General features: G+C 69.3%; 26 protein-coding genes and 1 pseudogene. 12 read left to right on the forward strand and 15 right to left on the reverse strand.

The window, feature by feature from the left end; translation table 11 throughout:
* Window positions 1-300 precede the first annotated feature (300 nt).
* Window positions 301-1,395, forward strand: coding sequence for an S-(hydroxymethyl)mycothiol dehydrogenase (locus E3O49_RS00705; protein WP_134402583.1), 1,095 nt, complete (start codon window positions 301-303; stop codon window positions 1,393-1,395).
* Entirely contained in the window at window positions 1,395-2,024 is a 630-nt protein-coding gene (locus tag E3O49_RS00710) for an MBL fold metallo-hydrolase (RefSeq protein ID WP_134365066.1), read from the forward strand. The genes E3O49_RS00705 and E3O49_RS00710 overlap by 1 nt, the downstream gene beginning before the upstream one ends.
* 246 nt (window positions 2,025-2,270) lie before the next feature.
* Here E3O49_RS00710 and E3O49_RS00715 read toward each other — a convergent pair whose 3' ends face one another.
* Window positions 2,271-7,136 (reverse strand): NAD-glutamate dehydrogenase, encoded by a 4,866-nt coding sequence (locus E3O49_RS00715; protein ID WP_134450827.1) that lies wholly within the window; start codon window positions 7,134-7,136, stop codon window positions 2,271-2,273.
* Window positions 7,137-7,393: 257 nt separating this feature from the next.
* Here E3O49_RS00715 and E3O49_RS00720 point away from each other — a divergent pair, with 257 nt between their 5' ends.
* The 4 genes from E3O49_RS00720 (at window position 7,394) to E3O49_RS00735 (ending at window position 9,694) form a co-directional block, all read left to right on the forward strand.
* Window positions 7,394-8,371, forward strand: coding sequence for an NAD(P)H-quinone oxidoreductase (locus E3O49_RS00720; RefSeq protein WP_134365068.1), 978 nt, complete (start codon window positions 7,394-7,396; stop codon window positions 8,369-8,371).
* Between the two features lies 1 nt (window position 8,372).
* A complete protein-coding gene (locus E3O49_RS00725) occupies window positions 8,373-8,984 on the forward strand; it encodes a histidine phosphatase family protein (protein WP_241975846.1) in 612 nt (203 codons plus the stop codon).
* Window positions 8,985-9,022: 38 nt separating this feature from the next.
* Window positions 9,023-9,367: an A1S_2505 family phage non-structural protein gene (locus tag E3O49_RS00730; protein ID WP_134365069.1), complete on the forward strand. Its 345-nt coding sequence runs from the start codon at window positions 9,023-9,025 to the stop codon at window positions 9,365-9,367.
* Window positions 9,368-9,493: 126 nt separating this feature from the next.
* A complete protein-coding gene (locus E3O49_RS00735) occupies window positions 9,494-9,694 on the forward strand; it encodes a hypothetical protein (RefSeq protein ID WP_134365070.1) in 201 nt (66 codons plus the stop codon).
* Between the two features lie 356 nt (window positions 9,695-10,050).
* On the opposite strand, the gene E3O49_RS16425 is transcribed toward E3O49_RS00735, so the two are convergent.
* Window positions 10,051-10,260, reverse strand: coding sequence for a hypothetical protein (locus tag E3O49_RS16425; RefSeq protein WP_134365071.1), 210 nt, complete (start codon window positions 10,258-10,260; stop codon window positions 10,051-10,053).
* Between E3O49_RS16425 and E3O49_RS16430 the strand changes: the two genes are divergently transcribed.
* The gene (locus E3O49_RS16430) at window positions 10,259-10,861 is read left to right on the forward strand and encodes a hypothetical protein (protein WP_134404901.1); all 603 of its coding nucleotides are present in this window, start codon (window positions 10,259-10,261) and stop codon (window positions 10,859-10,861) included. The genes E3O49_RS16425 and E3O49_RS16430 overlap by 2 nt on opposite strands.
* 45 nt (window positions 10,862-10,906) lie before the next feature.
* On the opposite strand, the gene E3O49_RS00745 is transcribed toward E3O49_RS16430, so the two are convergent.
* A complete protein-coding gene (locus E3O49_RS00745) occupies window positions 10,907-11,653 on the reverse strand; it encodes an endonuclease/exonuclease/phosphatase family protein (protein WP_134365073.1) in 747 nt (248 codons plus the stop codon).
* A gap of 91 nt (window positions 11,654-11,744) precedes the next feature.
* On the opposite strand from E3O49_RS00745, the gene E3O49_RS00750 reads away from it, so the two are divergent.
* Both E3O49_RS00750 and heR read left to right on the forward strand, forming a co-directional pair.
* Entirely contained in the window at window positions 11,745-12,299 is a 555-nt protein-coding gene (locus E3O49_RS00750) for an MOSC domain-containing protein (RefSeq protein WP_370263745.1), read from the forward strand.
* Window positions 12,300-12,376: 77 nt separating this feature from the next.
* On the forward strand, window positions 12,377-13,177 hold the full coding sequence (heR, locus tag E3O49_RS00755; RefSeq protein ID WP_134450831.1) for a heliorhodopsin HeR: 801 nt from the start codon (window positions 12,377-12,379) through the stop codon (window positions 13,175-13,177).
* A 46-nt stretch (window positions 13,178-13,223) separates the two neighbouring features.
* On the opposite strand, the gene E3O49_RS16920 is transcribed toward heR, so the two are convergent.
* Window positions 13,224-13,778 (reverse strand): BBE domain-containing protein, encoded by a 555-nt coding sequence (locus E3O49_RS16920; protein ID WP_241975845.1) that lies wholly within the window; start codon window positions 13,776-13,778, stop codon window positions 13,224-13,226.
* The gene (locus E3O49_RS16925; RefSeq protein ID WP_244285233.1) at window positions 13,735-14,634 is read right to left on the reverse strand and encodes an FAD-binding oxidoreductase; all 900 of its coding nucleotides are present in this window, start codon (window positions 14,632-14,634) and stop codon (window positions 13,735-13,737) included. The genes E3O49_RS16920 and E3O49_RS16925 overlap by 44 nt, the downstream gene beginning before the upstream one ends.
* 112 nt (window positions 14,635-14,746) lie before the next feature.
* Here E3O49_RS16925 and E3O49_RS00765 point away from each other — a divergent pair, with 112 nt between their 5' ends.
* The gene (locus tag E3O49_RS00765) at window positions 14,747-15,250 is read left to right on the forward strand and encodes a GyrI-like domain-containing protein (RefSeq protein WP_277612478.1); all 504 of its coding nucleotides are present in this window, start codon (window positions 14,747-14,749) and stop codon (window positions 15,248-15,250) included.
* A 61-nt stretch (window positions 15,251-15,311) separates the two neighbouring features.
* On the opposite strand, the gene E3O49_RS00770 is transcribed toward E3O49_RS00765, so the two are convergent.
* The 6 genes and pseudogenes from E3O49_RS00770 to E3O49_RS16795 form a co-directional block, all read right to left on the reverse strand.
* On the reverse strand, window positions 15,312-15,668 hold the full coding sequence (locus E3O49_RS00770; protein ID WP_134365075.1) for a ribonuclease HepT family protein: 357 nt from the start codon (window positions 15,666-15,668) through the stop codon (window positions 15,312-15,314).
* Window positions 15,669-15,675: 7 nt separating this feature from the next.
* Window positions 15,676-16,554, reverse strand: coding sequence for an alpha/beta fold hydrolase (locus E3O49_RS00775; protein WP_134402580.1), 879 nt, complete (start codon window positions 16,552-16,554; stop codon window positions 15,676-15,678).
* 127 nt (window positions 16,555-16,681) lie between these two features.
* Window positions 16,682-17,074 (reverse strand): aromatic-ring hydroxylase C-terminal domain-containing protein, encoded by a 393-nt coding sequence (locus tag E3O49_RS18880; RefSeq protein ID WP_338144962.1) that lies wholly within the window; start codon window positions 17,072-17,074, stop codon window positions 16,682-16,684.
* Between the two features lie 82 nt (window positions 17,075-17,156).
* Window positions 17,157-18,167: pseudogene (locus tag E3O49_RS18885) on the reverse strand (FAD-dependent monooxygenase); the annotation flags it as partial.
* Between the two features lie 96 nt (window positions 18,168-18,263).
* Window positions 18,264-18,401, reverse strand: coding sequence for a hypothetical protein (locus E3O49_RS16790; RefSeq protein WP_198415929.1), 138 nt, complete (start codon window positions 18,399-18,401; stop codon window positions 18,264-18,266).
* Between the two features lie 84 nt (window positions 18,402-18,485).
* Window positions 18,486-18,830, reverse strand: a complete 345-nt coding sequence (locus E3O49_RS16795) for a hypothetical protein (RefSeq protein WP_198415930.1) — start codon at window positions 18,828-18,830, stop codon at window positions 18,486-18,488.
* 224 nt (window positions 18,831-19,054) lie between these two features.
* On the opposite strand from E3O49_RS16795, the gene E3O49_RS00790 reads away from it, so the two are divergent.
* Window positions 19,055-20,065 (forward strand): diacylglycerol/lipid kinase family protein, encoded by a 1,011-nt coding sequence (locus tag E3O49_RS00790; RefSeq protein ID WP_134365077.1) that lies wholly within the window; start codon window positions 19,055-19,057, stop codon window positions 20,063-20,065.
* Window positions 20,066-20,182: 117 nt separating this feature from the next.
* On the opposite strand, the gene E3O49_RS00795 is transcribed toward E3O49_RS00790, so the two are convergent.
* The 4 genes from E3O49_RS00795 to E3O49_RS00810 all read right to left on the reverse strand — a co-directional run bounded on the left by E3O49_RS00795 (window position 20,183) and on the right by E3O49_RS00810 (window position 25,302).
* Window positions 20,183-20,914, reverse strand: coding sequence for a DUF4386 family protein (locus E3O49_RS00795; RefSeq protein WP_166787134.1), 732 nt, complete (start codon window positions 20,912-20,914; stop codon window positions 20,183-20,185).
* Window positions 20,915-21,255: 341 nt separating this feature from the next.
* Window positions 21,256-22,302, reverse strand: coding sequence for a DUF2207 family protein (locus tag E3O49_RS00800; protein ID WP_134365078.1), 1,047 nt, complete (start codon window positions 22,300-22,302; stop codon window positions 21,256-21,258).
* Window positions 22,303-22,691: 389 nt separating this feature from the next.
* Window positions 22,692-24,104, reverse strand: coding sequence for a DUF2207 domain-containing protein (locus E3O49_RS00805; RefSeq protein ID WP_134402578.1), 1,413 nt, complete (start codon window positions 24,102-24,104; stop codon window positions 22,692-22,694).
* Window positions 24,105-24,408: 304 nt separating this feature from the next.
* On the reverse strand, window positions 24,409-25,302 hold the full coding sequence (locus E3O49_RS00810) for an aggregation-promoting factor C-terminal-like domain-containing protein (RefSeq protein WP_241975841.1): 894 nt from the start codon (window positions 25,300-25,302) through the stop codon (window positions 24,409-24,411).
* Between the two features lie 500 nt (window positions 25,303-25,802).
* On the opposite strand from E3O49_RS00810, the gene E3O49_RS00815 reads away from it, so the two are divergent.
* Window positions 25,803-26,579 (forward strand): alpha/beta hydrolase, encoded by a 777-nt coding sequence (locus E3O49_RS00815; protein WP_134365081.1) that lies wholly within the window; start codon window positions 25,803-25,805, stop codon window positions 26,577-26,579.
* Window positions 26,580-26,644: the final 65 nt, after the last annotated feature.

Genomic DNA, 26,644 nt, shown 5'->3' on the forward strand with positions numbered 1-26,644 from the left:
TCCTTCACTTCTTCTTGGCTTCGTCGCGTCGTGAGCTCCGGGCGGGCGGATGTCCCCCGTGCAGCGAGCGTAGAACGCCGCCCCTGCCCCGGCAAGGACTGCGAGGGACCCGCCCCTAACGAATTCGACGGAGATTCTGCGTTAAAACCGTGCGCAGGAGGCGAAACGGCTCATTTTCGGCAAAATCTCCGTCGAATTGGTTACACAGGGCGGGGGCGGGGAGGTTGGGTAGTGTGGACGGGTTCCACCCCCGGCCAGCGGCACCAATGTCCACTACCGGCACCAATTCAGAGGAGTCCCATGTCGACCACCGTTAAAGGCGTCATCGCACGATCGAAGGGCGCGCCCGTTGAGCTCGTCGACATCGTGATCCCTGACCCCGGTGCGGGCGAGGTCATCGTCGACATCGAGACCTGCGGCGTCTGCCACACCGACGTGCACTACCGCGAGGGCGGCATCAACGACGAGTTCCCGTTCCTGCTCGGGCACGAGGCCGCCGGACGCGTCAGCGTTGTCGGCGCCGGCGTGACCCACGTCGAGGTGGGCGACTTCGTGGTGCTGAACTGGCGCGCGGTCTGCGGCGACTGCCGGGCCTGCAAGCGCGCCGAGCCCTGGTACTGCTTCAACACCTTCAACGCCGACCAGAAGATGACCCTCACCGACGGCACCGAGCTCAGCCCGGCCCTCGGCCTCGGGGCATTCGCCGAGAAGACCCTCGTGCACGAGAAGCAGTGCACGAAGGTGAACCCGAAAGCAGACCCCGCCGTCGTGGGCCTGCTCGGCTGCGGCATCATGGCCGGAATCGGAGCGGCCATGAACACGGGCAACGTCAGCCATGGCGACTCGGTCGCCGTGATCGGATGCGGCGGCGTCGGCAACGCGGCGATCGTCGGGGCCCGGCTCGCCGGGGCATCCGTCATCATCGCGATCGACCGCGACGCCAAGAAGCTCGTGATCGCCCAGACCCTCGGCGCCACCCACTCCATCGACTCCTCCGACCTGGACGAGGACGGCGTGGTCGCGGCCGTGCAGGCCCTGACCGGCGGCTTCGGAGCGGATGTCGTGATCGACGCGGTCGGACGCCCCGAGACCTGGCGCCAGGCGTTCTACGCCCGCGACCTGGCCGGCACCGTCGTGCTGGTGGGGGTGCCGACGCCCGAGATGATGCTCGAGATCCCGCTGCTGGACGTGTTCGGGCGCGGCGGCTCGCTCAAGTCCTCCTGGTACGGGGACTGCCTGCCCGAGCGCGACTTCCCGATGCTGACCGACCTCTACCTGCAGGGGCGGCTGCCGCTGGACGAATTCGTCAGCGAGCGCATCGGCATCGGACACATCGAGGAGGCCTTCGCGAAGATGGCCCGCGGCGACGTGCTGCGCTCGGTCGTGGTCCTCTGATGGCCGCCCGGATCGAACACCTCGTCACCTCGGGCAGCTTCAGCCTCGACGGCGGCACCTGGGATGTCGACAACAACGTCTGGATCGTCGGCGACGACGACGAGTGCGTCGTGATCGACGCCGCCCACTCCGGTGACGCCATCCTGACGGCCATCGGCGACCGCAAGCTCGTCGGCATCCTCTGCACGCACGCGCACGACGACCACATCGGCGCCGTCGCCGACGTGCAAAAGGCGCACACCGCGCCGACCTACCTGCACCCGGACGACATGATGCTGTGGGACCGGGTCTACCCGGATGCCCCGCCGAGCCGACCGTTGGAAGACGGCCAGCTGATCGAGGTGGCCGGGATCGACCTCCAGGTGCTGCACACGCCGGGCCACTCCCCCGGCGCGGTCTGCTTCTACGCGCCCGCGCTCGGCACCGTGTTCAGCGGCGACACCCTCTTCCACGGCGGCCCCGGCGCAACCGGCCGCTCCTTCAGCGACTTCCCCACGATCATCACGTCGATCCGCAGTCGGTTGCTCACGCTGCCCGCGGAGACCGTCGTTCTCACCGGCCACGGCGAGTCCACGACGATCGGCGCCGAGGCGGCCCACCTCGACGAGTGGATCGCCCGCGGCCACTAGGCGGATGCCGCCGACGGATGCCGCGGCATCCGTCGGCCGTCACGCCCGTTTGTTGTGGCTGTATCTTGTGGCTAATTCAGGAGATCTCGCCGTCGGGCCGCAACTCGCCGCATGATTCCGCGGCCGGTGTGGCGCCGGTAGACGGTTCTCCTGAGTTAGCCACACGGCCGACGTTTGAAGGGGCGGGATCGGCGGCAGGGATCGGCGACGCGGGGCCGGCTCAGGAGGGCCGGCCCACTGTTCGGCTCACCGGCGCACGATCGAGCGCAGCAGCCGCACCACCACAGACAGGGACGCCATGTCGTCCTGGGCGAGGGCATTGACCTCCTCGAACACGCTCCGGGCCCGGCCCAGCTGTTCCGCGTTCTGTTCCTCCCAGGCGAGCAGGCGGTCCTCGGCGCTGGCGGCGTCCGTTTCGCTGAGCACGGCCCGGGTCATGTCGGCCACGGTCGTGTACAGGTCGTCGCGGAGGGCGGCGCGGGCCAGTGCCTGCCACCGGTCCTTGCGCGGCAGCACGGTGATGCGCTCGAGCAGGTTGTCCACCCTGAAGCGGTCGTACACCGTGTAGTACACCCCGGCGACATCCGTCATGGGCTCGTCCGTGTGGGCGGCGATCGTGGCCACGTCCAGCAGGGCGAAGGCCTCGAAGAGTTCCGCCCACCGGCGGCCGAGGTTCTCGGGCACGCCCCACGCCTGCGCGGTGTCCAGCAGGGACAGCACCCGCTTCAGGTCCCCGCCCTTGAGGTAGTCGTCCAGGTGCGCCCGCATCAGGTCCATCTGCGGCTTGTACTGCGCGACCACGTCGCCCACGGGCCGCGATGCGCCCTGATTGACCTGCCAGCGCACGGCACGGTCGAGCAGGCGACGGATGTCCAGGTGGATCGCCGTCCAGTGCCGGGTCGGGAACGACGACGGCAGGGCGTTCAGCTCCTCGACCAGCACGTCCAGTTCAAAGATCTCGCGCAGGGCGACGAACGCCCGGGCGATCGTGGCCTGGTTCGCCGAGGTCTCCTCCATCGCCCGGAACGCGAACGTCACCCCGCCGAGGTTGATCATGTCGTTCGCAACGACCGTGGCGATGATCTCGCGGCGGAGCGGATGCGTGTCCAGCTCGGCGTCGAAGCGCTCGGACAGCTGCCGGGGGAAGTACCGGCGCAGCGTGCGGCGGAACCACGGGTCGTCGGCCAGGTCGCTGTCCCGCAGCGCCGTGGCCAGTTCGATCTTGGCGTACGCCGCCAGCACGCTCAGCTCGGGTGAGGTCAGGCCCTGGCCCGTTTCCAGGCGCTCGCGCAGAGTCGACGTCGTCGGCAGGGCCTCCAGGTCGCGTTTGAGGTCGCCGGATGCCTCCAGCCAGTCCATCAGGCGTTCGTAGCTGGGGCTCCAGCTGGCCACCTTCGCGCGGTCGTTGAGCAGCAAGATGTTCTGGTCGACGTTGTCCTCCAGCACCAGGCGGGCGACCTCGTCGGACATGGAGGCGAGGAACTCCGACCGTTCCTCCTCGGAGAGCTTGCCCGCGGCGACCATGCGGTCGACGAAGATCTTGATGTTCACCTCGTGGTCGGAGCAGTCGACCCCGGCGGAGTTGTCGATCGCGTCGGTGTTGAGGATGACGCCCTGCAGCGCCGCCTCGATCCGGCCGAGCTGGGTCAGCCCGAGGTTGCCGCCCTCGCCGACGACCTTGACCCGCAGGTCCCTGCCGTCGACCCGGATGGCGTCGTTGGCCTTGTCGCCGACCTGCGCGGCCGTCTCCGTGCTCGCCTTGACGTAGGTGCCGATGCCGCCGTTGTAGAGCAGGTCGGCGGGGGCCGTCAGGATCGCCCGGAGCAGTTCCGGCGGGCTGAGGCGCGTGGTGCCGTCGGGCAGCCCGAGCGCGGCCCGCACCTCGGCGGAGATCGGCACCACCTTGGCCTGGCGCGGGAAGACCCCGCCGCCGGCGCTGATCAGGCTGGAGTCGTAGTCCGCCCAGGAGGAACGCGGGAGGGTGAACAGGCGCCGCCGTTCCGCGAACGAGGCCGCGGCATCCGGAGTCGGGTCCAGGAAGATGTGCCGGTGGTCGAAGGCCGCAACGAGACGGATGTGCTGCGACAGGAGCATCCCGTTGCCGAACACATCGCCGGACATGTCGCCCACCCCGACGACCGTGAACTCCTCTGACTGCGTGTCCACGCCGAGTTCGCTGAAGTGCCGTTTGACGGACTCCCACGCACCGCGGGCGGTGATGCCCATGGCCTTGTGGTCGTAGCCGATCGAGCCGCCGGAGGCGAACGCGTCGCCGAGCCAGAAGCCGTACTCGGCGGCCAGCCCGTTGGCGATGTCCGAGAACGTGGCCGTTCCCTTGTCGGCGGCGACGACCAGGTAGGAATCGTCGTCGTCGTGGCGCACGACCCGGCTGGGCGGCACCAGCTGCTCGCCGCCCGCGGTCGTGACCAGGTTGTCGGTGAGGTCGAGCAGTCCCCGGATGAAGGTCTTGTAGCTTTCGATGCCCTCCGCCATCCACGCGGCCCGGTCGACGGCCGGGTCGGGCAGCTTCTTGGCGAAGAACCCGCCCTTGGCCCCGGTGGGCACGATCACGGCATTTTTGACCGTCTGCGCCTTGACCAGGCCGAGCACCTCGGTGCGGAAGTCCTCGCGCCGGTCCGACCAGCGCAGACCGCCGCGGGCCACCTTGCCGAAGCGGAGGTGCACCCCCTCCACCCGCGGGGAGTAGACCCAGATCTCGTAGCGCGGCCGGGGGAAGGGCAGCAGTTCGATCGCCGTGGGGTCGAGCTTGAGACTCAGGTACGGCTTGCCCTGGAAAAAGTTCGTGCGCAGCGTCGCTTCGATCAGGTTGATCAGGGTGCGCAGCACCCGGTCCGCGTCGAGCGTGGTGACCTGCTCCATGGCCACGGTCAGGTGCTCGCGCACCTGCGCCGCCCGGCTGGTGCGTTCCTCCTCGGCCAGATCCGGATCGAACCGGGCCTCGAACAGCGACACCAGGCCGCCGGTGACGGCGGGGTTGGCGAGCAGCGTGTCCGCGACGAACCCGTAGGAGTTGGTGTTGCCGGCCTGGCGGAGGTACTTGGCGTAGCTGCGAAGGATGACGACCCGGTGCCAGGCCATGCCCTCCCTGAGTACCAGCCGGTCGAGCCCGTCCGATTCGGTGGCTCCGCTGACGGCGGCGCCGAACGAGTCGGCCAGCAGGGCGCCCGTCTCGATCGGGTCGACGCCGGCCGGGTAGGTCAGGCCCAGGTCGTAGAGGTAGAAGTCCCGGCCGTCGGCGGTTCTGATCTCGAAGGGCACCTCGTCGAGAACCTCGATGCCGAGGTTCTGCAGGAACGGCAGGATCTGGCTCAGGCTCTTGGGCTCCATCAGGTAGAGCTTGACCCGGGCATCCTCTTCGGCGGCGCCGCGCCCAGCGGTGCTCCCATCGTCGGCGTCGGCGACGGTGTCGCCGGCGCCCGTGCCGGTCGGAAGGTAGACGTGAAGTGCGGGCCTGGCCGGCTCAGTGCCGACGGCACGCGCGGCGGCTGCCGCGGCGGCGCCCTCCTCGAATCGGCCGATGTCTTCCAGAGCCTCCTCGAGCTCGTAGTCCACCCGGTAACTGGCGGGGAAGGCCTCCGACCAGAGTTCGGCGAGGCGCTCCGCCTCATCCAGCGGGTAGCTCTCGCGCAGTTTCTCGCCGATCCCCTCGGGCCAGGACCGCACCGCCATCACCAGGCGGTGTTCCAGTGCGGCGGTGTCGACGACGCCGACCGTGTCGTTCTTCTGCAGCCGGATCCGGAAGAACAGTCGAGCCAGCGCGGACTCGGTCATCCGGGCCTCGAAGTCGACGGACTCCGCGTGGAACGTGTCCCGCAGCTCCTTCTCGATCCGGAGACGGACGGCCGTGGTGTACCGGTCGCGGGGGAAGTAGACCAGCGCGGTCATGAACCGGCCGTAGACATCCGGGCGAAGGAAGAGCCGGGTGCGGCGGCGCTCCTGCAGCCGCTGGATGGCCAGCGCGGTGGTGAACAGCGTGGGCACGTCGATCTGGAACAACTCGTCGCGGGGGTACGTTTCCAGGATTCCGAGCAGCTCCTTGCCGCTGTGCGACCCGGGCGGGAAGCCGGCCTGCTCCATCACCGCGTCGACCTTCTCGCGCAGGATCGGCACGTCCCGCACCGAACTCGTGTACGCCGTGGCGGCGAACAGGCCGATGAAGCGCTGCTCCCCCCGCACGTTGCCGTCGGCGTCGAAGCTCTTGATCCCGATGTAGTCGAAGTACGCCGGCCGGTGCACGCTCGACCGCGAGTTGGCCTTGGTGATCACCAGGGCGCTGCGTTCTCGCGCCTTGTGCCGGCCGGCATCCGTCAGGTGCTGGATCTGGTGGCCGTCTTCCATCGAGCGCAGCAAGCCGAGGCCACTGCCCTCACGGATGGTCAGCACGTCTTCGCCGTCGACGGTCTCCAGGTCGTACTCCCGGTAGCCGAGGAAGGTGAAGTTGTCGCGGTCGAGCCAGCGCAGCAGGTCCTGCGCCTGCTTGATCTCCTGGATGCCCTCGGCGTGGGCGACGTGGCCGAGGTCGTCGGCGATCTGCACGGCCTTCGTTCGCATGGCCCGCCAGTCCTCGTTCGCGGCGCGCACGTCGCCGAGCACCTTGGCGAGACCGGTGACCAGGCTGGCCCGGGCCTCGTCGTTGGCGGTCTCGATCTCGATCGCGATCCACGACTCGACCTGGCTCACGGTCTCGTCGACGTCGCCGGGCCGGGCGGCGTCACCGCCGTGCACACGGCTGACCCCGATCAGCTCGTTCGTGTGCCGGTCGCGGGTCACGACGAGGAGCGGGTGCACCTCGAGGTGGATGGCGGAGTGCTGCCGCACCAGCTCGGCGGTGACGGAGTCGACCAGGAACGGCATGTCGTCGGTGACGATGTAGACGACGCTGCGGCCGGCTTCGTTATGGACCTCGATGTTCGGGGTGCCGGGAGTACGGCTGAGGGCGACCTGCCAGTGGTGGACGGCCCGCTCGTGGAGGGTTTCCACGTTGGAGTTCTGGCGGTCTTCACCGGCCAGGTGTTCGTAGTAGTCGGAGATGAAAGCGTCGAGCGTGCTGCCTGTCGGGGCCGGGATCGCACGGGTGGACTCAGACGTCATTGAAAACAGCCTCCATCAAATATGTGATCTCCGCGTCATTGCGGATGGTCGAGCCGTGAACGCGACGCGCCGGCTGGTGTCGGCGGTCGAACGAGGAGACTCCCTGACCATCGTAGTTTTGTTCCCGGGATCCGCCCAGTCGCCCGGCGGCGGGTCCCCGATCTGCCCCGTCATGTCACCTTTCCGGTCGAGAGCGCCCGTTCCGCCGGTCACTCTCGACCGGAAAGGTCACGGTCGGCGCTCGTAGGATGGCACGCATGCGCGCGATTCTGGTAGACACCCCCGGCGGGCCCGAAACCCTCACCCTCACGACCGTGGCCGACCTGCCCATCGGGCCCCGCGACATCCGGATTCGGGTGGCCGCGGCCGGCGTCAACCGGGCGGATGTCGCCCAGCGGCTGGGCAGCTACCCCTCGCCGGCCGGGGCGCCGCAGTGGCCCGGGCTGGAGGTGTCCGGCACGGTCACCGGGACCGGCGCCGAGGCCTCACGGTTCCAGGTCGGCGACCGGGTCTGCGCCCTGCTGGCCGGCGGCGGCTACGCCACCGAGGCCGTGGTGCACGAAGACCTCGCTCTGCTCGTCCCCGACTCGACGGACCTCGTCGAGGCGGCCGCCCTGCCGGAAGCCCTGGCGACCGTGTGGTCGAACGTGTTCCTCTGCGCAGGATTGGCCGCCGGGGAGACCCTGCTCGTGCACGGCGGCGCGAGCGGCATCGGCACCACGGCGATCCAGCTCGGCGTGCTGGCCGGTGCCCGGGTGGCGGTGACGGCCGGGTCGGCCGCGAAGCTCGCGGTGTGCCGGGACCTGGGCGCGGACATCCTGATCAACTACCGCGAGCAGGATTTCCCGGCCGAGATTGCCGCGGCGACTGGGGGGCACGGCGCCGACGTGATCCTCGACATCATCGGCGGCTCCTACGCCGCCCGCAACGTGGCCGCCCTGGCCCTGAACGGGCGCATCATGGTGATCGCCAACCAGAGCGGCGAAGACGCCATCTTCAACCCGTTCCACCTGATGCAGAAACGCGGCCGGTACTGGGGCACCACCCTCCGCTCCCGCCCGTTCGAGGAGAAGGCCGCCATCATGCAGGCCGTCAGAACGGATGTCTGGCCCTGGGTCGCATCCGGCCGGTTCCGCCCGGTGATCGACAGCCGTTTCTCCTTCGACGATGCCGCCCAGGCCCACCGGCGGCTGGAAGCATCCGTTCACGTGGGCAAGATCCTGCTGGTGCCCTGACATGATGCCGACGGCCCGGAAGAACGACATCGTGCTGGTGCGGCACGGGCAAACCGAGTGGAGCATCTCCGGCCGGCACACCGGGCGCACCGACATCCCGCTGACCGATCTCGGTCGACAGCAGGCGGATGCCCTCGGCGGCATGCTGCAGGGCCGCGATTTCTCGCTGGTGCTGTCGAGCCCCCTCACACGAGCCTGGGAGACCATGCAGCGGGCCGGATATGCTGGCAAGGGCATGCCCGACGAACACATTCTCGAGTGGGATTACGGCGTCTTCGAGGGCCGCACGACCGCGGACATCCGCGAGGCGGAGCCCGACTGGTCGGTCTGGACCTCTCCCATCGTCGGCGGCGAAACCGTCGACGATGTCGGCGTGCGGGCCGACACCGCCATCGAACGCTGCCTTGGCGCCCCCGGCCCCGTCGCCGTGTTCGCCCACGGGCACTTTCTGCGAATCATGACGGCCCGCTGGATGGGTCTGCCCGCGGCCGCGGGGCGGCACCTCAGCCTCGGCACGGCGACCGTGTCCACCCTCGGCTGGGAACGCGAGACCCGGGTGCTGCAGATGTGGAACGACGCCTGCCACCTCAACTCGATGGACCCCGTGGTCTGATCGACGCCAGCGGGCAGGTCCCGGCTACACTCCGGGGCATGATGATCACCGAGCTTGCGTCTGACGAAGTCTTCGTCTTCGGATCGAATGCCACCGGGATGCACCTCGGCGGAGCGGCCGCGACGGCGCAGGAGAAGTTCGGCGCGGTCTGGGGCGAAGGCCACGGCCTGCACGGCCAGTCCTACGCGATCGACACCATGAGCGGGCTCGAGGTGATCGCGGCGGAGGTGGCGACGTTTCTGGAGTTCGCGGGGCAGCATCCGGAACTGCGGTTTCTGGTCACCGAGATCGGGTGCGGGATCGCGGGCTACACGCCCGCGCAGATCGGGCCGCTGTTTCGCGGGGCGCCCGGCAATGTGGTGCTGCCGGAGAGCTTCCGGTAGGCGCCGGGCGGGGATTGCGGGCTGCTCGGGTTCGGCCCACGGGAGTGTGCCAGACTCGATTCCGGCCGCCACCCGAGCCTGGTTCGGTTGCTGTGAACGTCTCCCACCCGATTGGACATCGAACCCGTGAAGAACTGGTCCTTCAATACCTGCGCGATCGCCGGGTTCAGCTTCAGCACCTTCTCGGTGGCGCTGGTCATCCTGAACGCGGTCACCGCGAACCGGTTCCTGACCGTGCTCTTGTCGGTCGCGGGGGTGGCCCTCCTGATCGGAGGCGCACTGTCCGTGCGCGCCCACTTCCTCTGGTCCCGCGGCGGATCGCGCTAGCCGGGGCCAGGCTGTTCTCGCGACCTGTCCCGCTTCCGGTCCAAGCGCTGATAGCTTCGGCCCATGAGACTGTCTTGGGGTGCGGCCGTTGTGGTCGCGGGAGCGCTCGTTGCATTGTCCGGCTGCTCGTCGGCCGGTCCCGGCGCCGGTGAGGCTCCCGCCTCGACTCCGGCGGCCGCCGCACCCCTGACCTGTGCCGAACTCGTTGGTGGGCCAGACGTGGATGCGGCCCTCGCGTCACCGTCGACACCCAGCGATTTTGCGAGTCTCCTGTCCTACCCCACCCCGCACGACTCCGCATCGACCGCAGCCGGAGGGATTCGCTGCGCCTGGCTGGCCGATGGGTCCCAGGGCCGCTACTCGAAAATCATCGGCGAACCCGGGGTCCCCTGGCTCGACGTCGAGGTCTTGCCCGGCGCCGCCGAGAAATGGACCTCGTACACGTTCGGCGACGGACCGGGAACAACGGCGACAACACCGTTCGCGGTGTTCGACGGAGCGCAGTCCTGTGGCGATCCCGGCTGCAAGGCCACGGCGCCCATCGGCTCCGCCTGGGTGAGCGTCATGGTGCACGATCCAGGGTTCGGCGTGGGAGACAGCCTGGTCGGATCGTCGCAGGAGGATATCTTCGCGAAGCTCAACCCGGCGGCCTCGGCCGTGTTCTCAACCATTGCGAACGCGACTCCGGCGCAGCTCGACTGGCCGGCGACGCCGGCTCGTGCGAGCGATCCTCTGGTGGAGCCCTGCTCGAGCTTCCTCAAGGCTCCGGCGCTGGCCACCGCGCTCGGAGTGGCAACCGTTGGTGAGTATGCCGACTCGGCCGCTCTGCCGTCGGACATCGTCTCGCTCGACAGCGTGGCCCTCACAGATGCGGGGTTTGTGGACTGTTTTGCGGAGGCAGGGTTCGACGCGAGGGCGAGTTTCGTTCTCGCGCTCGACAACGCAGCCATCGTGGATCGCATTGCTGCCGGGCTCGGACCGAACAGCGACGAGCACCTCGACCGGCTGATGGGTCAGACGGGAAGCGAGAAAGCCGTGTCGAATTGCGTTGCTGGCCGCCCGAATTGCGACCTCTGGTTCTCGCTCGGCGCGGACGCCATCTTTGTCTCGTCGATTTCCAGCGATTCGAAGGCCATCGCCCAGGCCATCATCGCTCAGGCGCGATAGGCGCGATAGGAGGGTCGGCGCCGTCGGCGGGACCCCGGCCCCGGCTCAGATACTGAAGTCGCCGCCCGGGGCCCGCTCCGACTCGGCGAGGCTGGCCGGGACGTTCGTCTGGTTGACGGGTTCGTCACTGTACGACGACGTGACGAGGATGGGCATGTGGTCGGAGTCGCCGATCGGCAGCGTCTCGACGTTCTCGATGGTCAGGCCGATGGAGGTCGCCAGGTCGAAGTGCCCGCGGAAGAACTTGTACCGGGTGTAGGTGCGCGTGTCACTCATGGTGAGGTCGTAGCCGGACTGGTTCACCTGGTCGCCGAGGTGGCCTTTGAAGATGGGGTAGTTGTAGTCGCCCACCATCAGGGTCGGCAGGCCGGGACCGAGGATGTTCAGCTCCTCGTGGGCCGACCGGATCTGGTTGCGGCGCAGGGAGTTCAGCGCGGTAAGCGGTGCGGCGTGGAAGGACGCGACGACGAGTTCGCGGTTCTCGGCGAGGTCCGTCAGCCGGGTGCCGATCAGCCGCTCGTGCGCGGGCGTCAGCAGCCGGTCATGCAGGGATTTCTTCAGCGCGAAGGTCTTGGTGTGTTCCGCCGTGAAGCGGTCCTTGCGGTAGTAGATCGCCAGGCCGAGCCGGTTGCGCACGGTCGAATCGGCCAGGTGCAGCAGGCCGATCTCTTCGGGCAGCTCGCGGGTGTCACATTCCTGCAGGCAGAGGACATCGGGATCGTAGCGCTCCGACAAAGCGATGAGTTCGCCGCTCGCGCGGTCCTTACGGAGGTTGTAGCTGATGACCTTCACGAAGCCAGCCTACGTTTGCGCCGGAAAAAATCCACATCGTCTAAGTGAATTCTCGGCTGACCGAACACGGGCGTATGCGAGACTCGGGGACATGATGCAGGATGCGCGCGGGGCGGTGGTCTCGGTCAGCCGGGACGACCGGCACCGGTTCAGCAAGCCGGTCGTGCCGGACATCCGTCTGATCAGCGGCGTCGGCGTCGAGGGCGACGCGCATGCCGGCGCCACGACCGCGCACCGCTACCTGGTGCGGAAGGATCCCGGCCGGGCCAACCTGACCCAGGTGCACCTGCTGCCCGCGGAACTGTTCGACGACCTGGCCGAGACCGGGTTCACCCTCGCGCCCGGCGAGCTGGGCGAGAACGTGACCACGCGCGGCCTCGACCTGCTCGGCCTCCCCCTCGGCACCCGGCTGCATCTCGGTGCCGACGCCGTCGTGCAGGTCACCGGCATGCGCAACCCGTGTTCCCTGATCAACGGGCTGCAGCGCGGCCTGATGAAGACCCTGATCGAAACGGATGACGCGGGCCGGGTGACCCGACGGGCCGGCATCATGGGCATCGTCGTCAGCGGCGGCACGGTCACCCCCGGCGACCCGATCCGGGTGGAGCTGCCGGCCGGAGACCACCTGCCTCTCGGCGTGGTCTGAGACGTCCATCGCGCCTTCTGGGCAACGACAATACGCCCTGCTATTCTCGGCCTCATCCACCCGTGAAGGAGTCCCCGATGGCCCGCAAGGTGCGCACTGATGATCAGACGATCTCCCGCCTCAGGGCGTACAACATCGTGGCCGGCTCCCTGCATCTGGTGCAGGCGATCGGGTTCGCCTATGTCCTCACTCTCCTGAGCGACCAGGTCACCTTCGCCGTCACCGCCGACTACCTGGCCGGGCCTCCCGGGGTTCCGCTGCCGCCCGAACGCGTGACCCTGTTCGACGTCAACGTCGGCATCGGCGTGGTGGCATTCCTGGCCCTGTCGGCCTTCTTCCATTTCCTGATCTCCTCGCCCTGGTTCTTCGCCCGCTACGCGACCGGACTTCGGCAGAACCACAACTACTTCCGCTGGGTCGAGTACTCCCTGAGCTCGTCGATCATGATCTGGCTGATCGCGCAGATCACCGGCATCACGGATGTCGCGGCCCTCTTCTCGATCTTCGCCGTGAACGCCGCCATGATCATGTTCGGGGCGTTGCAGGAGAAGTACGAGACGCCCGGCAACGGCAACTTCCTGCCGTTCATCTTCGGGGCGATGGTGGGCGTGGTGCCGTGGATCGTCATCCTGATCTATTTCATCGCCCCGGGGTCGACCAGCGAGGCCGAGCCGCCGGCCTTCGTGTACGGCATCATCATTTCGCTGTTCCTCTTCTTCAACACGTTCGCGGTCAACCAGGTGCTGCAGTACAAGCAGGTGGGCGGCTGGCGCGACTACCTGCGCGGCGAGCGCGCCTACATCACGCTGAGCCTGGTCGCCAAGACCGCACTGGCCTGGCAGGTCTTCTCTGGCGCGATCATCCCGGCGCTCTCCTGATCGGGCCTTCCTCCACGACGAGGACGGGTCGGGACGACCGCCGGAATCAGGTGGTGGAATCGTGGAAGGTGCTGAATCTCGGCACGACCGGTTTGATGTTCTCGTTGAGGTGGAAGACGTTCTCCGGGTCGTACTTCGCCTTGACCGTGGCCAGCCGGTCGTAGTTGACCCGGAAGGTGTCGGCGATGCGCACCTGGTCCTCCGAATCCTTGAAATGGATGTAGCGGTCGGGTTCGGAGAAGGGCCGCAGCGCGGTCCAGAAGTCACGCACCCATTTCATGTTCGCCTGGCTGTCGGCGGGGTCGTCCCACATGCACGCGATCGTCGGCGAGAACCGCGTGTGCCGGTAGGGGAACGCCGTCTCCTCCGGGCCGACGCGTTGAACGGCACCGTCGATGGGATGGATATGAACGGACGTGTCCAGGGTGGGCACCATCCGGCCGAAGTCCAGATACGCGGTGATGGCCCCGTCACTGAGCTCGGGCAGGAAGTTGGCCTTCCCGTAGACGTGCAGGCCCGAGCGCAGCCCCCCGCCGAAAACCGTGTTGGCTTCGGCGTTAGGGCATCCGCTGCACCATGGCGCCGACGACCGGGGCGACATCCAGGTAGGGCTGCCAGCGTGCCTCCCCCTCCGCGAGGTCCCCGATCCAGATGCCCGCGACGACGCACATCGGTTCGCCGTGCCGTTCGGCAGGCAGGTAGGACGCCGCCGGGCACAGGTGGAACCCGAGAAACGCGCTGAACTCCTTAGGGGCGCTCGCCAGGTGTTCCCGGTAGAACTCCGCCACCGTCCGGGAATCATCGATGGAGTAGAAGATCACGCCCGCGTGCACCATGTCGACCGGATGCAGCCGGTATTCAAACGATGTGACGACCCCGAAGTTGCCGCCGCCGCCCCGCGGGGCCCAGAACAGGTCCTCGTTCTCGATCGCACTGGCCGTGTGCACGGTCCCGTCGGCGATCACGACCTCCGCCGAGAGCAGATTGTCGCAACTCAAACCGTATTTGCGGGCGAGGTAGCCGATCCCGCCGCTCAGGGTCGGCCCGGCGATTCCCTCCGCGCCGTCGAGGCCCCCGGTGGTGGCCATGCCGAATGCATGAGTGGCGTGGTTGAAGCCCGCCCAGCGGGCGCCGCCCTCCGCGCGCGCCCGAGCGGTCACGGGGTTCACTCGTACCCGGTCGTAGTCGGCGAAATCGATGACGATCCCGCCGTCACAGGTGCCGAAGCCCGATGCGCTGTGGCCGCCACCGCGAATAGCGAGATCGACACCGAATTCCTGCGCAATCCTGACGGCGCCGACGACGTCGTCGACACCGGAGACGCGCACAGTGGCCGCGGGCCTCTTGTCGACCAGGTTGTTGTAGACGAGGCGGGCGATCTGGTAGTCCCTGTCCACAGGGGTGATCACCCGCCCCTGCAGGCGAGTCATCAACTGGGGAATCAAGCTATCGGGCACGACGGCCTCCTATGCGAATTCCCCACCAAAGTAACGCCGCCCCGCGGTGGCTGTCAACGAGACGCGGCTCACGGCGGGCCCTACTGACGGCCCTGAACGGGGACTACATTGGGTGCCGTCGGCCTCGGTCGAGGCCGGCATCCGTTGTCGCCGCCCTGGAGGACCCCATGAACGAGTCGAACTCGAGCCGCGCACCCTGGTCGGGGTGCACGAGACGATCAAAATGACCCCGATGAGCGAGTTCATGGGGCGGGCCTTCGGCACCGCGGCCGCCGAACTGGGCAAGCAGGGCGCCTTCCCGGCCGGTCCGCCGATCTCGATGTACCACGGCATGCCCACCGACACCGTGGACGTGACGGCGGGTTTCCCCGTGGCCCACCCGGTCACGCCGACACCCCTGGTGGTCGTCGAGACGCTGCCGGGTGGCCCGGCCATCGAGGCCATCCACACCGGCTCCTATGACACCCTCACCCAGACCTATGGCGAACTCAGCACGTGGCTCCTGGAGCAGAAGCTGGACCTGGCCCCGGACATGTGGGAGGAATGCCTGGTCGGCCCCGACACCGAGCCGGACCCCGCCAAGTGGCAGACCCGGATCGTGTTCCCGCTGCGCTGATCCCGGATGTCGCGTCCGAGTGCTTCTTCTTTCGGTGCTTTCGCCTAACGGATGCTTTCGCCTAGCGGATGCCCAGCTGGCGGACCAGCCCCGGCAGGTCCTCCGCCAGGGCGTCCCAGACGAGCTCGTAGTCGACGTCGGGGGCGGCCGCGAGGTAGTCGGCGAGGAACCGCAGCTTCTCCCAGGCCACCAGCGGATACCGATCGCGGTACGCCGTGGGCAGTGCCTGGACGGCCGTCTGAACGTCGATCACGATGGCTCGCCCCTCGAGCCGACGGGCCAGGTCGGCCGGGCCGGCCGGACGGGCCGGGTGGACGAACGACTCGCGGCCGCGACGCGTGATGAGCTCTGCGCGACGCACGAGATCACGGATGTCGGCCAGCAGGGCATCCGTTCGGTCGAAGTCGCCACCCATCATGCGTCAATCATGGCGCAGGATCCGGCGTATTCGGCGACCAGCCGTCGAGGAACTCGAGCACGTCCTGCATCAGGCGAGGTTCACTGGTCACGACCATGTGCCCCTGGCCGGGGTACACGATCGCACGGCCGTTCGGGATCAGCGCCGCCGTCTGCCGGAACAGCTCGACCGGGTAACCGCCGTCCCGGTCGCCGCCGACCACCAGGGTGGGCGCATCGATCTCGCTGAGCCGGTCGCGCAGGTTGAAGCCGTCTTCGGCGTGAATGATGGCCATCATGTCGGGCGTCGCCTTGCCCAGCATGGCCGGGCCCAGGAGCCATCCCATTCCGCCGGACAGCCACCGGGTGAACGCCGAGGTGCCGAGGGTGCGGAACATCTCGAGCCCGGCCCGGCGCGGGCGGCCCGCCGCCACCTCCTCCGCGACACGCGACTGCACCTCCTTGCCCACCGGCCCCAGCTTGTAGGCCGCGGAGACCACGATCAGTCGCTGCACCACGTCCGGGTGGTCGGCGGCCAGCTGCAGGGCGATGCTCCCGCCGGTCGAGATCCCCATCACATCGACCGGCCCCGGAAACTCCAGGCGCAGGGCGTCGGCGTAGTCCCGGGCGATTTCCTTCATCGTGGAGTTCGGGTCGAGGCCGGGGCGCGAGGTCAGCCGCAGGATTCGGTGGTTGGCCGCGAGCGGCATCAGCGTCTGGGAGACGAACATCCGCTCGAAGCCGACCGTCGGTTCATTGTTCTGGCCGAATCCAGGCAACACGACCAGAGGCGTGCCGGTGCCGAACCTCAGGTAGGGCATCCCGCCGAGCAGGGTGCCCGTTCGACGGGCTATGGCGCGCGCATCCGTGCTTATTTTCGTGCCTGTCGTGGCTGTCCTGGGGGGCATCGAAGCGACCCTTCCGTTGATAGTGCGTCGGTGGTTGATAGTGCGTCAGTGAACGTGACGGATGCCGTCGGCCGGCTCCGCGGCAACCGCTGGTGAGCGTACCCGCGCCCCGTGCCCCCCGGAAGAGTCACCCGCGCCCCGGGTGGAGGCCGACCAGGCCCAGCCACTCCAGGATCGGGTCCGGGTCGGCCGTGGCCGCGCGGAACCCGACGTAGCCGTCGGGGCGCACGATCAGCACGCCGGTTCCGGGGCGGTCGGTCAGGCGGTGCAGGTGGATGCGGGCATCCGTCGGCCCCCCGCCCTGCGGCGCCAGGCCCGGATCGGCCGCACCGGCCTGCAGCAGGATGTGCACTCCGGGGCGCGCGAGGAGGGCGTGCAGCCGCACCCGCTCCCCCGCGCAGGTGACCTCGGTGTCGGCGACCCGCGACCCGGGGCGCGGGCCCCGCCCTGAACGCGGAAGCTGCTGGTTTTTCGCCGGCACTGCCGCATCGACCGAGAGCGGGCTGCCCCGGTAGTTCATCCGGAACTGGGACGGCGTGCGTCGCGCGCAGCACGAGCTGGTCGGCCGGGCGCCGCTCCCGCTCGTAGGAGTTCAGCAGCACCGGGCTCGGGCGGACCTGGCCGGCGGCGAAGGCCAGCTTCCAGCCGAGGTTGAGGGCGTCCTGGATGCCCGTGTTCATGCCCTGCCCGCCCGCCGGGGAGTGCAGGTGGGCGACGTCCCCGGCGAGGAAGAACGGCCCCCGCCGGAAATGCGTGGCCAGCCGGTGCTGCAGCCGCACCTGGGCCGACCACGCGACATCCGTGATCGTGGCGGGCAGGCCGGCCTCGTCGACCAGGGCCTGCAGCTCGGCCCGCGGGACTGCGGGTCCGGGCTGCCCGAACGGCAGCGGGGCGGGGCCGGCGGGGCGGGTGGCGAGCATGCGCCAGGGGGCGCGCTCACCGTTCGCGAACAGGAACAGCAGTCCGCGGCGTGCGGCGACGACGTGGGCGCTGCCCGGGTCGAGGGTGTCGGCGGCAGCCCCGTCACCGTCGGACCGGGACTGCAGGCCCAGGTCGGCGAGCACCACCTCCTGGGCATAGTCGCCGCCGCGCCAGGCGCCGACCCGTCCGCGCACGAGGCTCGCGGCGCCGTCGCAGCCGACGAGGTAGCGGTACGCCGCCGCCTCGATCCCCGATTCCCGGCGGATGAGCGCCAGCCGGTTCTCCAACCGGAAGCCCACCAGTTCCGCGCCGCGCTCGATCCGCACCCCGCGCTCCTCCAGCGCCTGCGCCAGCACGGCCTCGACGTCGGCCTGCCGGATCACCAGCAGGTGCGGGAAGGCGGTTCCCGGCAGGTCGAGCTGCCGGGAAGCCACGGCGACCACCCGGGAGCGCAGGTGCAGCCGAACCTCGGCTGCGGTGTCGCCGCGGGCGAGGAGGGCATCCGTCACCCCCAGCGGCCGCAGCACCTCGAGCGTGCGCGGGTGCATCAGCAGGGCCCGGGACGGCCGGAACAGGTCTTGGCGGCGTTCGATGATGCGCACGCGCGCGCCGTGGTCGTGCGCCTGCAGCGCCAGGGCCAGGCCGGTGGTGCCGGCCCCGACGACCAGCACGTCGACGATCCGGTCAGTCACCGCGGGGCCCAGTCATTGCAGGGCCCGGTCACCGCGGCGGCCCGTCACCGCAGCACCCGGTCACCGCATCGCCGGCACGGGCTGCGCGGGCAGCCATCAGGCTTCGCCGGCCGACCTCGGGGCCGGGGCGCCGGCATCCGTCGCCAGAACGGGATTGGCCAGAAAATCGTCCCGACGGATGCCCGGCAGCACCCGGTAACGGATCGAACCGGGCACGCTGCCCAGCGCCAGCACCCGCCAGAGTGTGCGCGTAGTTCTCCGCGCGTTCCGGGCCGTCCCACTCGTAGATGCCGCGGTAGACGCCGTTCGCGTCGTTGGTCAGCCACAGTTTTGACACGTAACCGGGGAATCCGACCACAGGGGCGTGCTCAGGATGCTCTCGGCGCGGAACAGGGCATGGGCAGAGTCGCTTCGGAGCACGCGCAGCCGGAACGCGACGATCAGCACCGTTGGGTGGAGGGTCGGCCCGCGATCGACGATCGTCTCGCGGTAGACGACTGCCTCGCTGCCGTCGGTGAAGGGCAGCCGGCGCCCCACCCTCTGCCGGGGCAGGTGCACGCGGCGCCGAGCCAGCAGCATCCCTGTGGCGGCGACGCTGCGGCCGACATATCTCACGGTCTGCCACGGCTCGGCCGGTGGTTTCGGCAGGCGATCGGGGTTCATAGGTGCCTCCTGGCTTCATAGGCGATAGGAAACGCGGGTGGAATTGCGGGGCTTTCCGGGGATTCGAGCCCGTTCGGTGCCAGCATAAGGAGGCGGTCTGCACCTGGGAAGACCCTCCCCCGGCCCGATAGGGCGTGACGAATGGGCGGCGGCATCCGTCTTACTAGAGTGACTTGTTCGCAGAATGAAACACCTGACCTCGCTTCCCCGAACGGACGGACCCCATGACGACCACCGACCTCCACAACGACGCCCCGACCGAATCGGCGACCGACAGCCTGCTCGCCGCGGTCATCTACAACCCGGTGAAGGTGAACCTCGACGACCTCAAGGCCGCCGTCGCGGCCGAGCAGACCGCCGCGGGCTGGCCGGAGACGCTGTGGTTCGAGACGTCGGAGGAGGACCCGGGGCAGGGCCCGGCCCGGAAGGCGATCGAGGCGAGGGCATCCGTCATCATCGTGGCGGGCGGCGACGGCACCGTGCGCGCCGTCGCGGAAGAGGTGGCCGGCACGGAGTGCGCGCTGGCCCTGCTGCCGTCGGGCACCGGCAACCTGCTCGCCCGCAACCTGAAGCTGACCCTCGACGACGCCGCGCACTCGCTGCACACCGCCTTCACCGGCAAGGACAAGGCGATCGACGTCTGCCGGATCAAGATCGAGCGGGCGGACCGGTCGGTCGACAAGCACGTCTACCTGGTGATGGCCGGGCTCGGCCTGGACGCCAAAATGCTCGCCAACACCGACGACGGCCTCAAGGCGAAGGCCGGCTGGCTGGCCTACGTGAAGGCCCTGGTCGCCGTCGGCAAGGACGACAGCGAGCTGAATTTCCGGTATCGCCTCGACGGCAAGCCCGAGCAGTCGTTGCGCGCGCACACGGTCATGATCGGCAACTGCGGGTCGCTGCCGGCCAGCATCGAACTCATCCCCGACGCGGCCCTCGACGACGGGGCCTTCGACGTGGTCGTGATGAAGCCCAAGGGCCTCGGCGGCTGGATCCAGATCCTCTCTAAGGTGCTCTGGGAGAACGGCGTACTCAGCCGCACCGCGCTCGGGCGCAAGCTGCGCACCGGCGACGTCGACGCGCTCAACTACGCCACCGGCAAGGAGCTCATCCTGCGTCTGCACCGCCCGGAAGAGATCGAACTCGACGGCGACGGGTACGGCACCGCCGTCGCGCTCAAGACCTGGGTGGAGCCCGGCAGCCTCACCGTGCGAGTGCCGAGCGACGCCGAGTAGGCCGCGGCGCGGCATCCGTCGCCCGTCTGTTCTGCTCGAACGCGCCAGGTGCGCCGCTCTGCGCGTGGCGTACTGCCAGCGAAACGGCGCAGCACGCGCGCGCCGCGGAAACAGCTGTCACCGCGGCGTGCGCAGGCCGAGCCGCACCAGGGCGATGCGCACCACCAGGAACCAGGCCGGCATCAGCAGGCCGTAGCCCAGATAGAACGAGGGAACCACCTGCCGCAGCGCCTCACCGGCGACGCCGAAGACCCCGGCGGCCACTCCCAGCCAGCCGATCCAGCGCGGCAGAGCGCTGTGCAGCATCGCCAGCGAGATGAGCAGGATGCCCGCCGCGGACAGCACACCGACGATGGCCGGGGTGTTGTTCTCTCCCAGGATCGCCTCCGCTGCCGTGGCGAAGCGCGCACGCTCGGTGTCTGAGGTTGCCTCCGAATGGCGGCCGCTCAGGTAGACCAGGGTGAGCGAGCCCCGGCTGGTGACGGGGATGGCCAGGAACGACGCCCAGGACAGGCCGCCGACCACCGCGCCGATCAGAGCCAGGCTACGATTTGTCGGCGCCAGCGCCACGAACAGGGCCACGAAGGTGAGCACCGCCAGCATGTTCGGCAGCAGCCAGAGCACCTGCTCGGCCACGTAGACCGACTTGTTCGTCGCGATGAACTCGAGCGTTTCCGCGCCGCCGTCGACCGGTGGCGGCGACACGGTGTCCAGTGTGATGGCCGCGATCAGCAACAGGATGAAGCCGACGGATGCGCCGCCCGCCACCAGATACAGGGTGCGCCACGAGTTGATGCCCTCGGCCGCCCGGGCGGAGTCGCCCACGGGCCTCACGTTGCGCTCGGTCATGCGGCACCCGCGTCACGTTCGGCACGTGCGTCACGTGCGTCACGTGCGTCACGTGCGTCACGTGCGTCACGTGCGTCACGTGCGTCACGTGCGTCACGTGCGTCACGTGCGTCACGTGCGTCACGGACGATTCGTTGCATCCCGCCAACTTCCCTGCGCTCGATGGTGCCCGCGGCCGGCGTCGGCCGGCCCGGCACTGCTCGTGACAGTGTGCGCGCGGGAGCGCCCGGGGTCAACGGGTCAGGCTGCAGGCTCGAGGATTCCCCGTCCCGGCCGTCGAACTCGCCTGAGGGGTCCCAAATCGACCTTCCGGAGGCCCGGGAAGGTCGATTTGGGACCCCTCAGCGGCTGGCGGGCGAACCGCCGGGCAGGGTGGCGGACTTGGCGACCGAGCCGATCAGTCCGGTCACGGCAGCGTTGAAGGCGGTCGCGCTGAAATCGCCCTGCAACATGAGCCAGCCCGGTTTCGGTGCACCCTGCTCGTAGAGCACGACGAGCTCCCTGGCCCAGTCGCGCTCGACGCCCCAGAGCACCGCGAAGGGGAGCAACTTCTCAGAGAGCCTAACCAGTTCGACGGTGTCGGGTGCGCCGGCGGCATCCGTCTTCACAGCCGGCGGCGCGTCGTCGGCGCTCTGCACCAGCCGCACGCGGTCTGCCTGGGCGAGCCCGAGGAAGATCTTCAGACCCTTGAGATGGTCGCGCTGTTCGGCACCCGCCTCGGTGAGCTGCGGCGTGGCCGCGGCGAAACGGTTGGCGAGGTAGATGCAGATCGCGGCGATGCCGACGAACGGAACCACCTTGCCGAGCTGGCCGGATCCCGCGCTCTGCACCACCGCACCGAAGATGACCAGGGTCGGCAGCAGCACGGCGGCCATCACGATGACGATCAGCTTGCCGCCGCGGCCGACCATCAGAGCCCGCCAGCCGCGGGCCGTAACCAGGTCCCTCGCCGCCCTGGGGCAGGAGCGCAGCTGGGCCGCCAGCGCCCGGTCGGTAACCCCGAGTTCGCGCACGCCGCCGACCGCCAGTCCGGGGAACAGCGCCTCGAGCAGCTGGCGTTCCAGGGTGTGCACGCCCTTCACGGTCAGCAGCTGCAGCGTGTAGGCGCCTCCGCCGGCACTGACCGGGAAGGCGAGGATGCGCACCTTGCCGCGCACCGCCAGGCTCACCAGCTGCGCGGCGACGGCCGTCGTCGGCCGATTCACGAGGTCGGCCGCCTCCAGCAGGTTGTAGCCCGTCGGCACCTCGTACCGGGCGATCACGGCGCCCCGGCCCGCGGCGCCGCGCTGTCCGAAGCGGCGACGGAGGTAGGCGGCCGCGACGCCGAGGAGGCTGACGGCCGACAGGATGATGATCAGGGACGTCTCGGCGTCTGCGGTCGGTTGCATGGTGCAGCTCCAATGTCTGGCGGCGCCTGAAGCCTCGACGCGGCGAAACGGCGCCGAGACGTGATGCCCCCACAACAGCCGCTCAGTACAGGCTAGTACGGGCGGTCGGGCCGTCGCGGCCCGGCAACTGCTCTGCTGACGCGGCTGAGGGGTCCCAAATCGACCTTCCGGAGCCCCGGGAAGGTCGATTTGGGACCCCTCAGGGTGGAGCTAGCGGCCGCCGCCACCGCCTCCGCCGCCACCGCCGCCGGAATGCCCGCCTCGGCGAGCTCGAGGTAAACCTTGATGCCCTTGAGGTAGTCGCGCGGTTCGGCGCCGGCCTCGGTCAGTTTCGCCCGGTCCGGTGCCAGCCAGCCGGCCGCGATGACGCAGAACGCGGCGATAAAGACTCACGGCACCACTTCGCCGTACTGCGGGGAGCCGTTGATCAGCGCCATCCCGATCAGGATGACCAGAGCGGGGACCAGCACGACGGACATGCCGATGCCGATCCAGTGGCCGCCGCGGCCGGCTGCCTTGGCCCGCCAACCGCGGGCGATGACCGACAGCTTCGCGGCGTGGAGGAACCCGCTCAGCTTGGTCGCGAGCGTGCTGTTGACGGCCCCGATCTCCCGCGTCACGCCGATCGCCCCGTGCGGGAACAGGGCTGTCAGCAGCTGGCTTTCCTGGGCGTCCACACCCTCACGGGTGAGCAGTTGCAGCGTGTAGTCCCCGCCGCCCCTCGTGACCGGGTAGTCGAGGATGCGCACCTTGCCGCGCACCGCGAGGCTCACGAGTTGCGCGGCGATGGCCGTCTTCTGCCGATTCACGAGGTCGGCCGCCTCCAGCAGGTTGTAGCCCTTGGGCACGCTGTACTGGGCGATGATGGCGCCCCGCCCGCGCGCATCGCGCACCGCGAGCCGGCGATAGCCCCAGGCCGCACCGACGCCGAGGATGCTGACGCCCAGCACGAGGAACGCCAGCACCGTCGCGGGGTCCACCCCGCTGTCGGAATAGCCGCCGTCGGAGTACCCGTCACCGCTGTAGCCGGCCGAGGCCGGCACCTGCAGGAACGTGCCGGGCTGGAACCCGATAGCGACGGTGACGTTCTCGCGCGGACCGAGGGTGCGCTCGGACGAGGCGAACAGCTGGCCGGTGGTGCCGGGCACCGCGGCATCCGGTGTCTGGGTGATCTCGCACCGCGTGGTGTCCGCCTGAACCCCGGAGTAGCAGGCGTAATTGCCGGTGAGGAACTCGGCGATGCCGGGGTCGACGTGCACGCGCGCGGTGACGGAGCCGAAGGGCTGGTCGAACCCGGTGCCGTTGGTGTCCCAGTAGAGTTCGTCGTTCTTGGTGTCGGCGAATGCGCGCACCACGTTCTGCTGCGTGTAGGTGATCGTGTAGGTCTGCGAGCCGCGCACGAACTCGTCGGTGCCGAGCGGCACCTCGGTGATGCTGCCGCGGTCGAGGGCCTCGAAGTTCACGGGCGCACCGGTGGCGTCGGTGACGGATTCGACGGTGGTGTGCAAAGGCACCCCGTTGTAGTCGTTTGGGAGGAGCCGCACCATTCCGCGGTTCTGGTCGAAGTTCGGGAACTTCGCCACGAAGGTTTCCACGGTGCGCAGGGTGGAGTGCCCGGCGTCGTCACGGGAGAGGTAGTAGTCGGCGTCGAAGGAGGTGAACGTGAAGTCGCTGGTGTCCGCGGAGGCGGCCAGCGGCATCCCGAGTGCCAGCGCGGTGGCGACGGCGAGCGCGGCGACTACCCGAACAAATCGCCGCCCGCGTCGCCGCAACGGATGTCTGGTCGGTGCGTTCCCGTGCATGCTGCGGCTCCCCCTGGTTCAACCGGAGCCGGGAGCCTCGCCGCGGCGAAACCGCGCCGAGGCGTGCCGCCCCCGCAACATCCGTTGTCAGAAGGCTAGCGGAGGGTTCCCCCGTTTCCCGCGGTCCGGCCGCAACGCCGCCGCGTCCCGCGCCTTGCACGTTTCCCGCGGTCCGGCCGCAACGCCCCCCACGCAGCGCGCCGAGCCGTGAGTCTGGCCCCATTTGTCGGTGAAAACAGGGGCGCAACTCACGGCTCGGCGAGGTGGTGCGGACGTGTCGGGGTCAGGTCCGGGGGTCAGAGCATCAGTACCAGTTGACGGCCTGCGAGTGCGCCCAGGCGGCGCACGGCGTGCCGTAGGAGGAGGCCTTGATGTACTGCAGGCCCCAGGCGATCTGCGTGGTCGCGTTGGTGGCCCAGTCGGTTCCGGCCGAGGCCATCTTGCTGCCGGGCAGCGCCTGCGGGATGCCGGTGGCACCGCCGTTGGAGTTGACGGCGTCGTACTTCCACTCGGATTCCTTCTGCCACAACTGGCTCAGGCAGGAGAACTGGTCACTGCCCCAGCCGTACTGGCTCAAGGCCATGGCCTGGGCGGTGGCCTTCGCGCCGGCGGGGGTGTTGCCCGCCGCGAGCGACGTGACCCGGTTGGCTTCGGCTGCCGCGGCCGCGGCGACCGCGGCTGCGGCGGCGGCTCGGTCGGCCTCGGCGGCCGCAGCGGCCAGCGCCGTGGTCTCCGTCTTGGTCTTGCTGGTCAGGGACGAGATCTCGTCGAGAGGCAGAACCTCGTAGCCGGCCAGGGAGCTGGTCACCTGGGTGAGGGCGGAGGCATCCGCTTTGCCCTGCGTCGCGGAAAGGACTTGGTTGGCCTGGTCCAGGGCGACGGATGCGTTGTGCTGCGTGTGCGCCTTGGCTATGCCGTGATAGGCGTCGAGCTGTTCGGGGTGCACGCCGGTGCTCTCGGCCAGCGCGGCCGTGGCGGACACGCGGTCCTGGGCGGCGACCGCGGACTGAGTCGCGAACGTGCCGCCGACGACGAGCCCGGCGATGGCCAGCGCACTGCCGGCGAGGATCGCGATGCGGTGCGGCTTCTTGAGCGTGTGGCGGGCGCCGGTGTTGGTGTCGTTGCTGCTGGCCGTGCTGTTGCTGAACTTGTTCTGTGCTGCGAAGCGGATGATTTTTTCTTCGGGTGTTTCTGGCATGTTTGTGCGAATAACCTTCGGGTGACGCAAGCGCGAGCGCTGGTGAGCGCCGGCTCACTGAGCGTCGGGCCTGCGCTCTCGGGGTGCGGCGCAGACGAAGCGTCAAGCATGCCTCAGGTTTCTGAACGAACCCTCACTTATAGCTCGGAAAGTCATGTGTGCCAGGGGCTTGACACCGGCCTGGGCAGTCTATTCGCCGCAGGAGCTGCCCGGGGATGCGGTGGCGAACACCTGATGAGAAGGAAGATTTTCTCGGCGAGCAGGTTCCGCAGCGCTGCGAGGTCGGGCATCCGGTTCTGCTGGGATGTGCACCCCTCAAAGTCGTCGGTTCCCAGGTATTTCAGGGACTCGCCCACTCTTCGCGCCATTCCGACGCCCGCTGGCGGGTGTTGCGCCGGGACCGGGTAGGCGTCAGGCTGGGCGACAATGTGACGGGGCGGCCGAGCTGAGCTGAGCCGAACCGGGCCACTGCCACTGCCACCCACGACGAGGGAGCCCCGATGATCCAGACCGTGCAATCCGCCGACGGAACCAGCATCGCCTACGAGAAGAGTGGATCCGGCCCCGCGCTGATCCTGGTCGGCGGCGCGTTCAACACCCGACAGTCCCCCGGGCCGCTCGTGCCACCGCTCGCCGAGCACTTCACCGTCTACACCTACGACCGCCGCGGCCGCGGGTACAGCACCGACGTGGCGCCGTATGCCACCGATCGCGAGGTCGAGGATCTCGCCGCCCTGATCGACGCGGCCGGCGGGACCGCGATGCTGTACGGGCACTCGTCGGGTGCCATCCTGGGGCTGCTCGCGGCGGCGAGCGGCCTTCCGATCACTCGCCTCGCCGCATACGAGCCGCCCTTCACCGCGGAGGAGCGCGGGTCGGGGCCCCTCGATGGCTGGGGAGCAAGCGTGCAAGCCGCCTTGGATGACGGCGACCGCGCCCGGGCCGCCCAGCTCTTCATGCTGGGCACGGGTGCCGATCCGGCGATGGTCGCGGGGATGTCCGAGTCGCCCTGGTGGCCGGGCCTGCTGGCCATTGCGCACACCCTCCCATACGATCTGGCCCTGACCGGTGATGGCCTGGTTCCCGCCGGCCGCTTGGCGAGGATCCCCGTTCCCGTCCTCGTCGTCGTCGGGGGCGACAGCCCGCCGTGGGCCGCCGCAGCCGCCGGGGCGGTGGCGCGCGCGGTGCCCGGCGCCACCCAGGTCACCCTCGACGGGCAGACCCACAACGTGGATGCCGCCGCGCTGGCCCCGGTGCTGATCGACTTCTTCGGGTAGCCAGCGCCGCGTCTGCACCGCCCGATGCGATGCGCGGGGGCTGCGCCGCTACGCGGGTGGCGTGC

It is taken from the genome of Cryobacterium shii (genome assembly GCF_004402595.1).
Classification (GTDB): Bacteria; Actinomycetota; Actinomycetes; order Actinomycetales; family Microbacteriaceae; genus Cryobacterium; species Cryobacterium shii.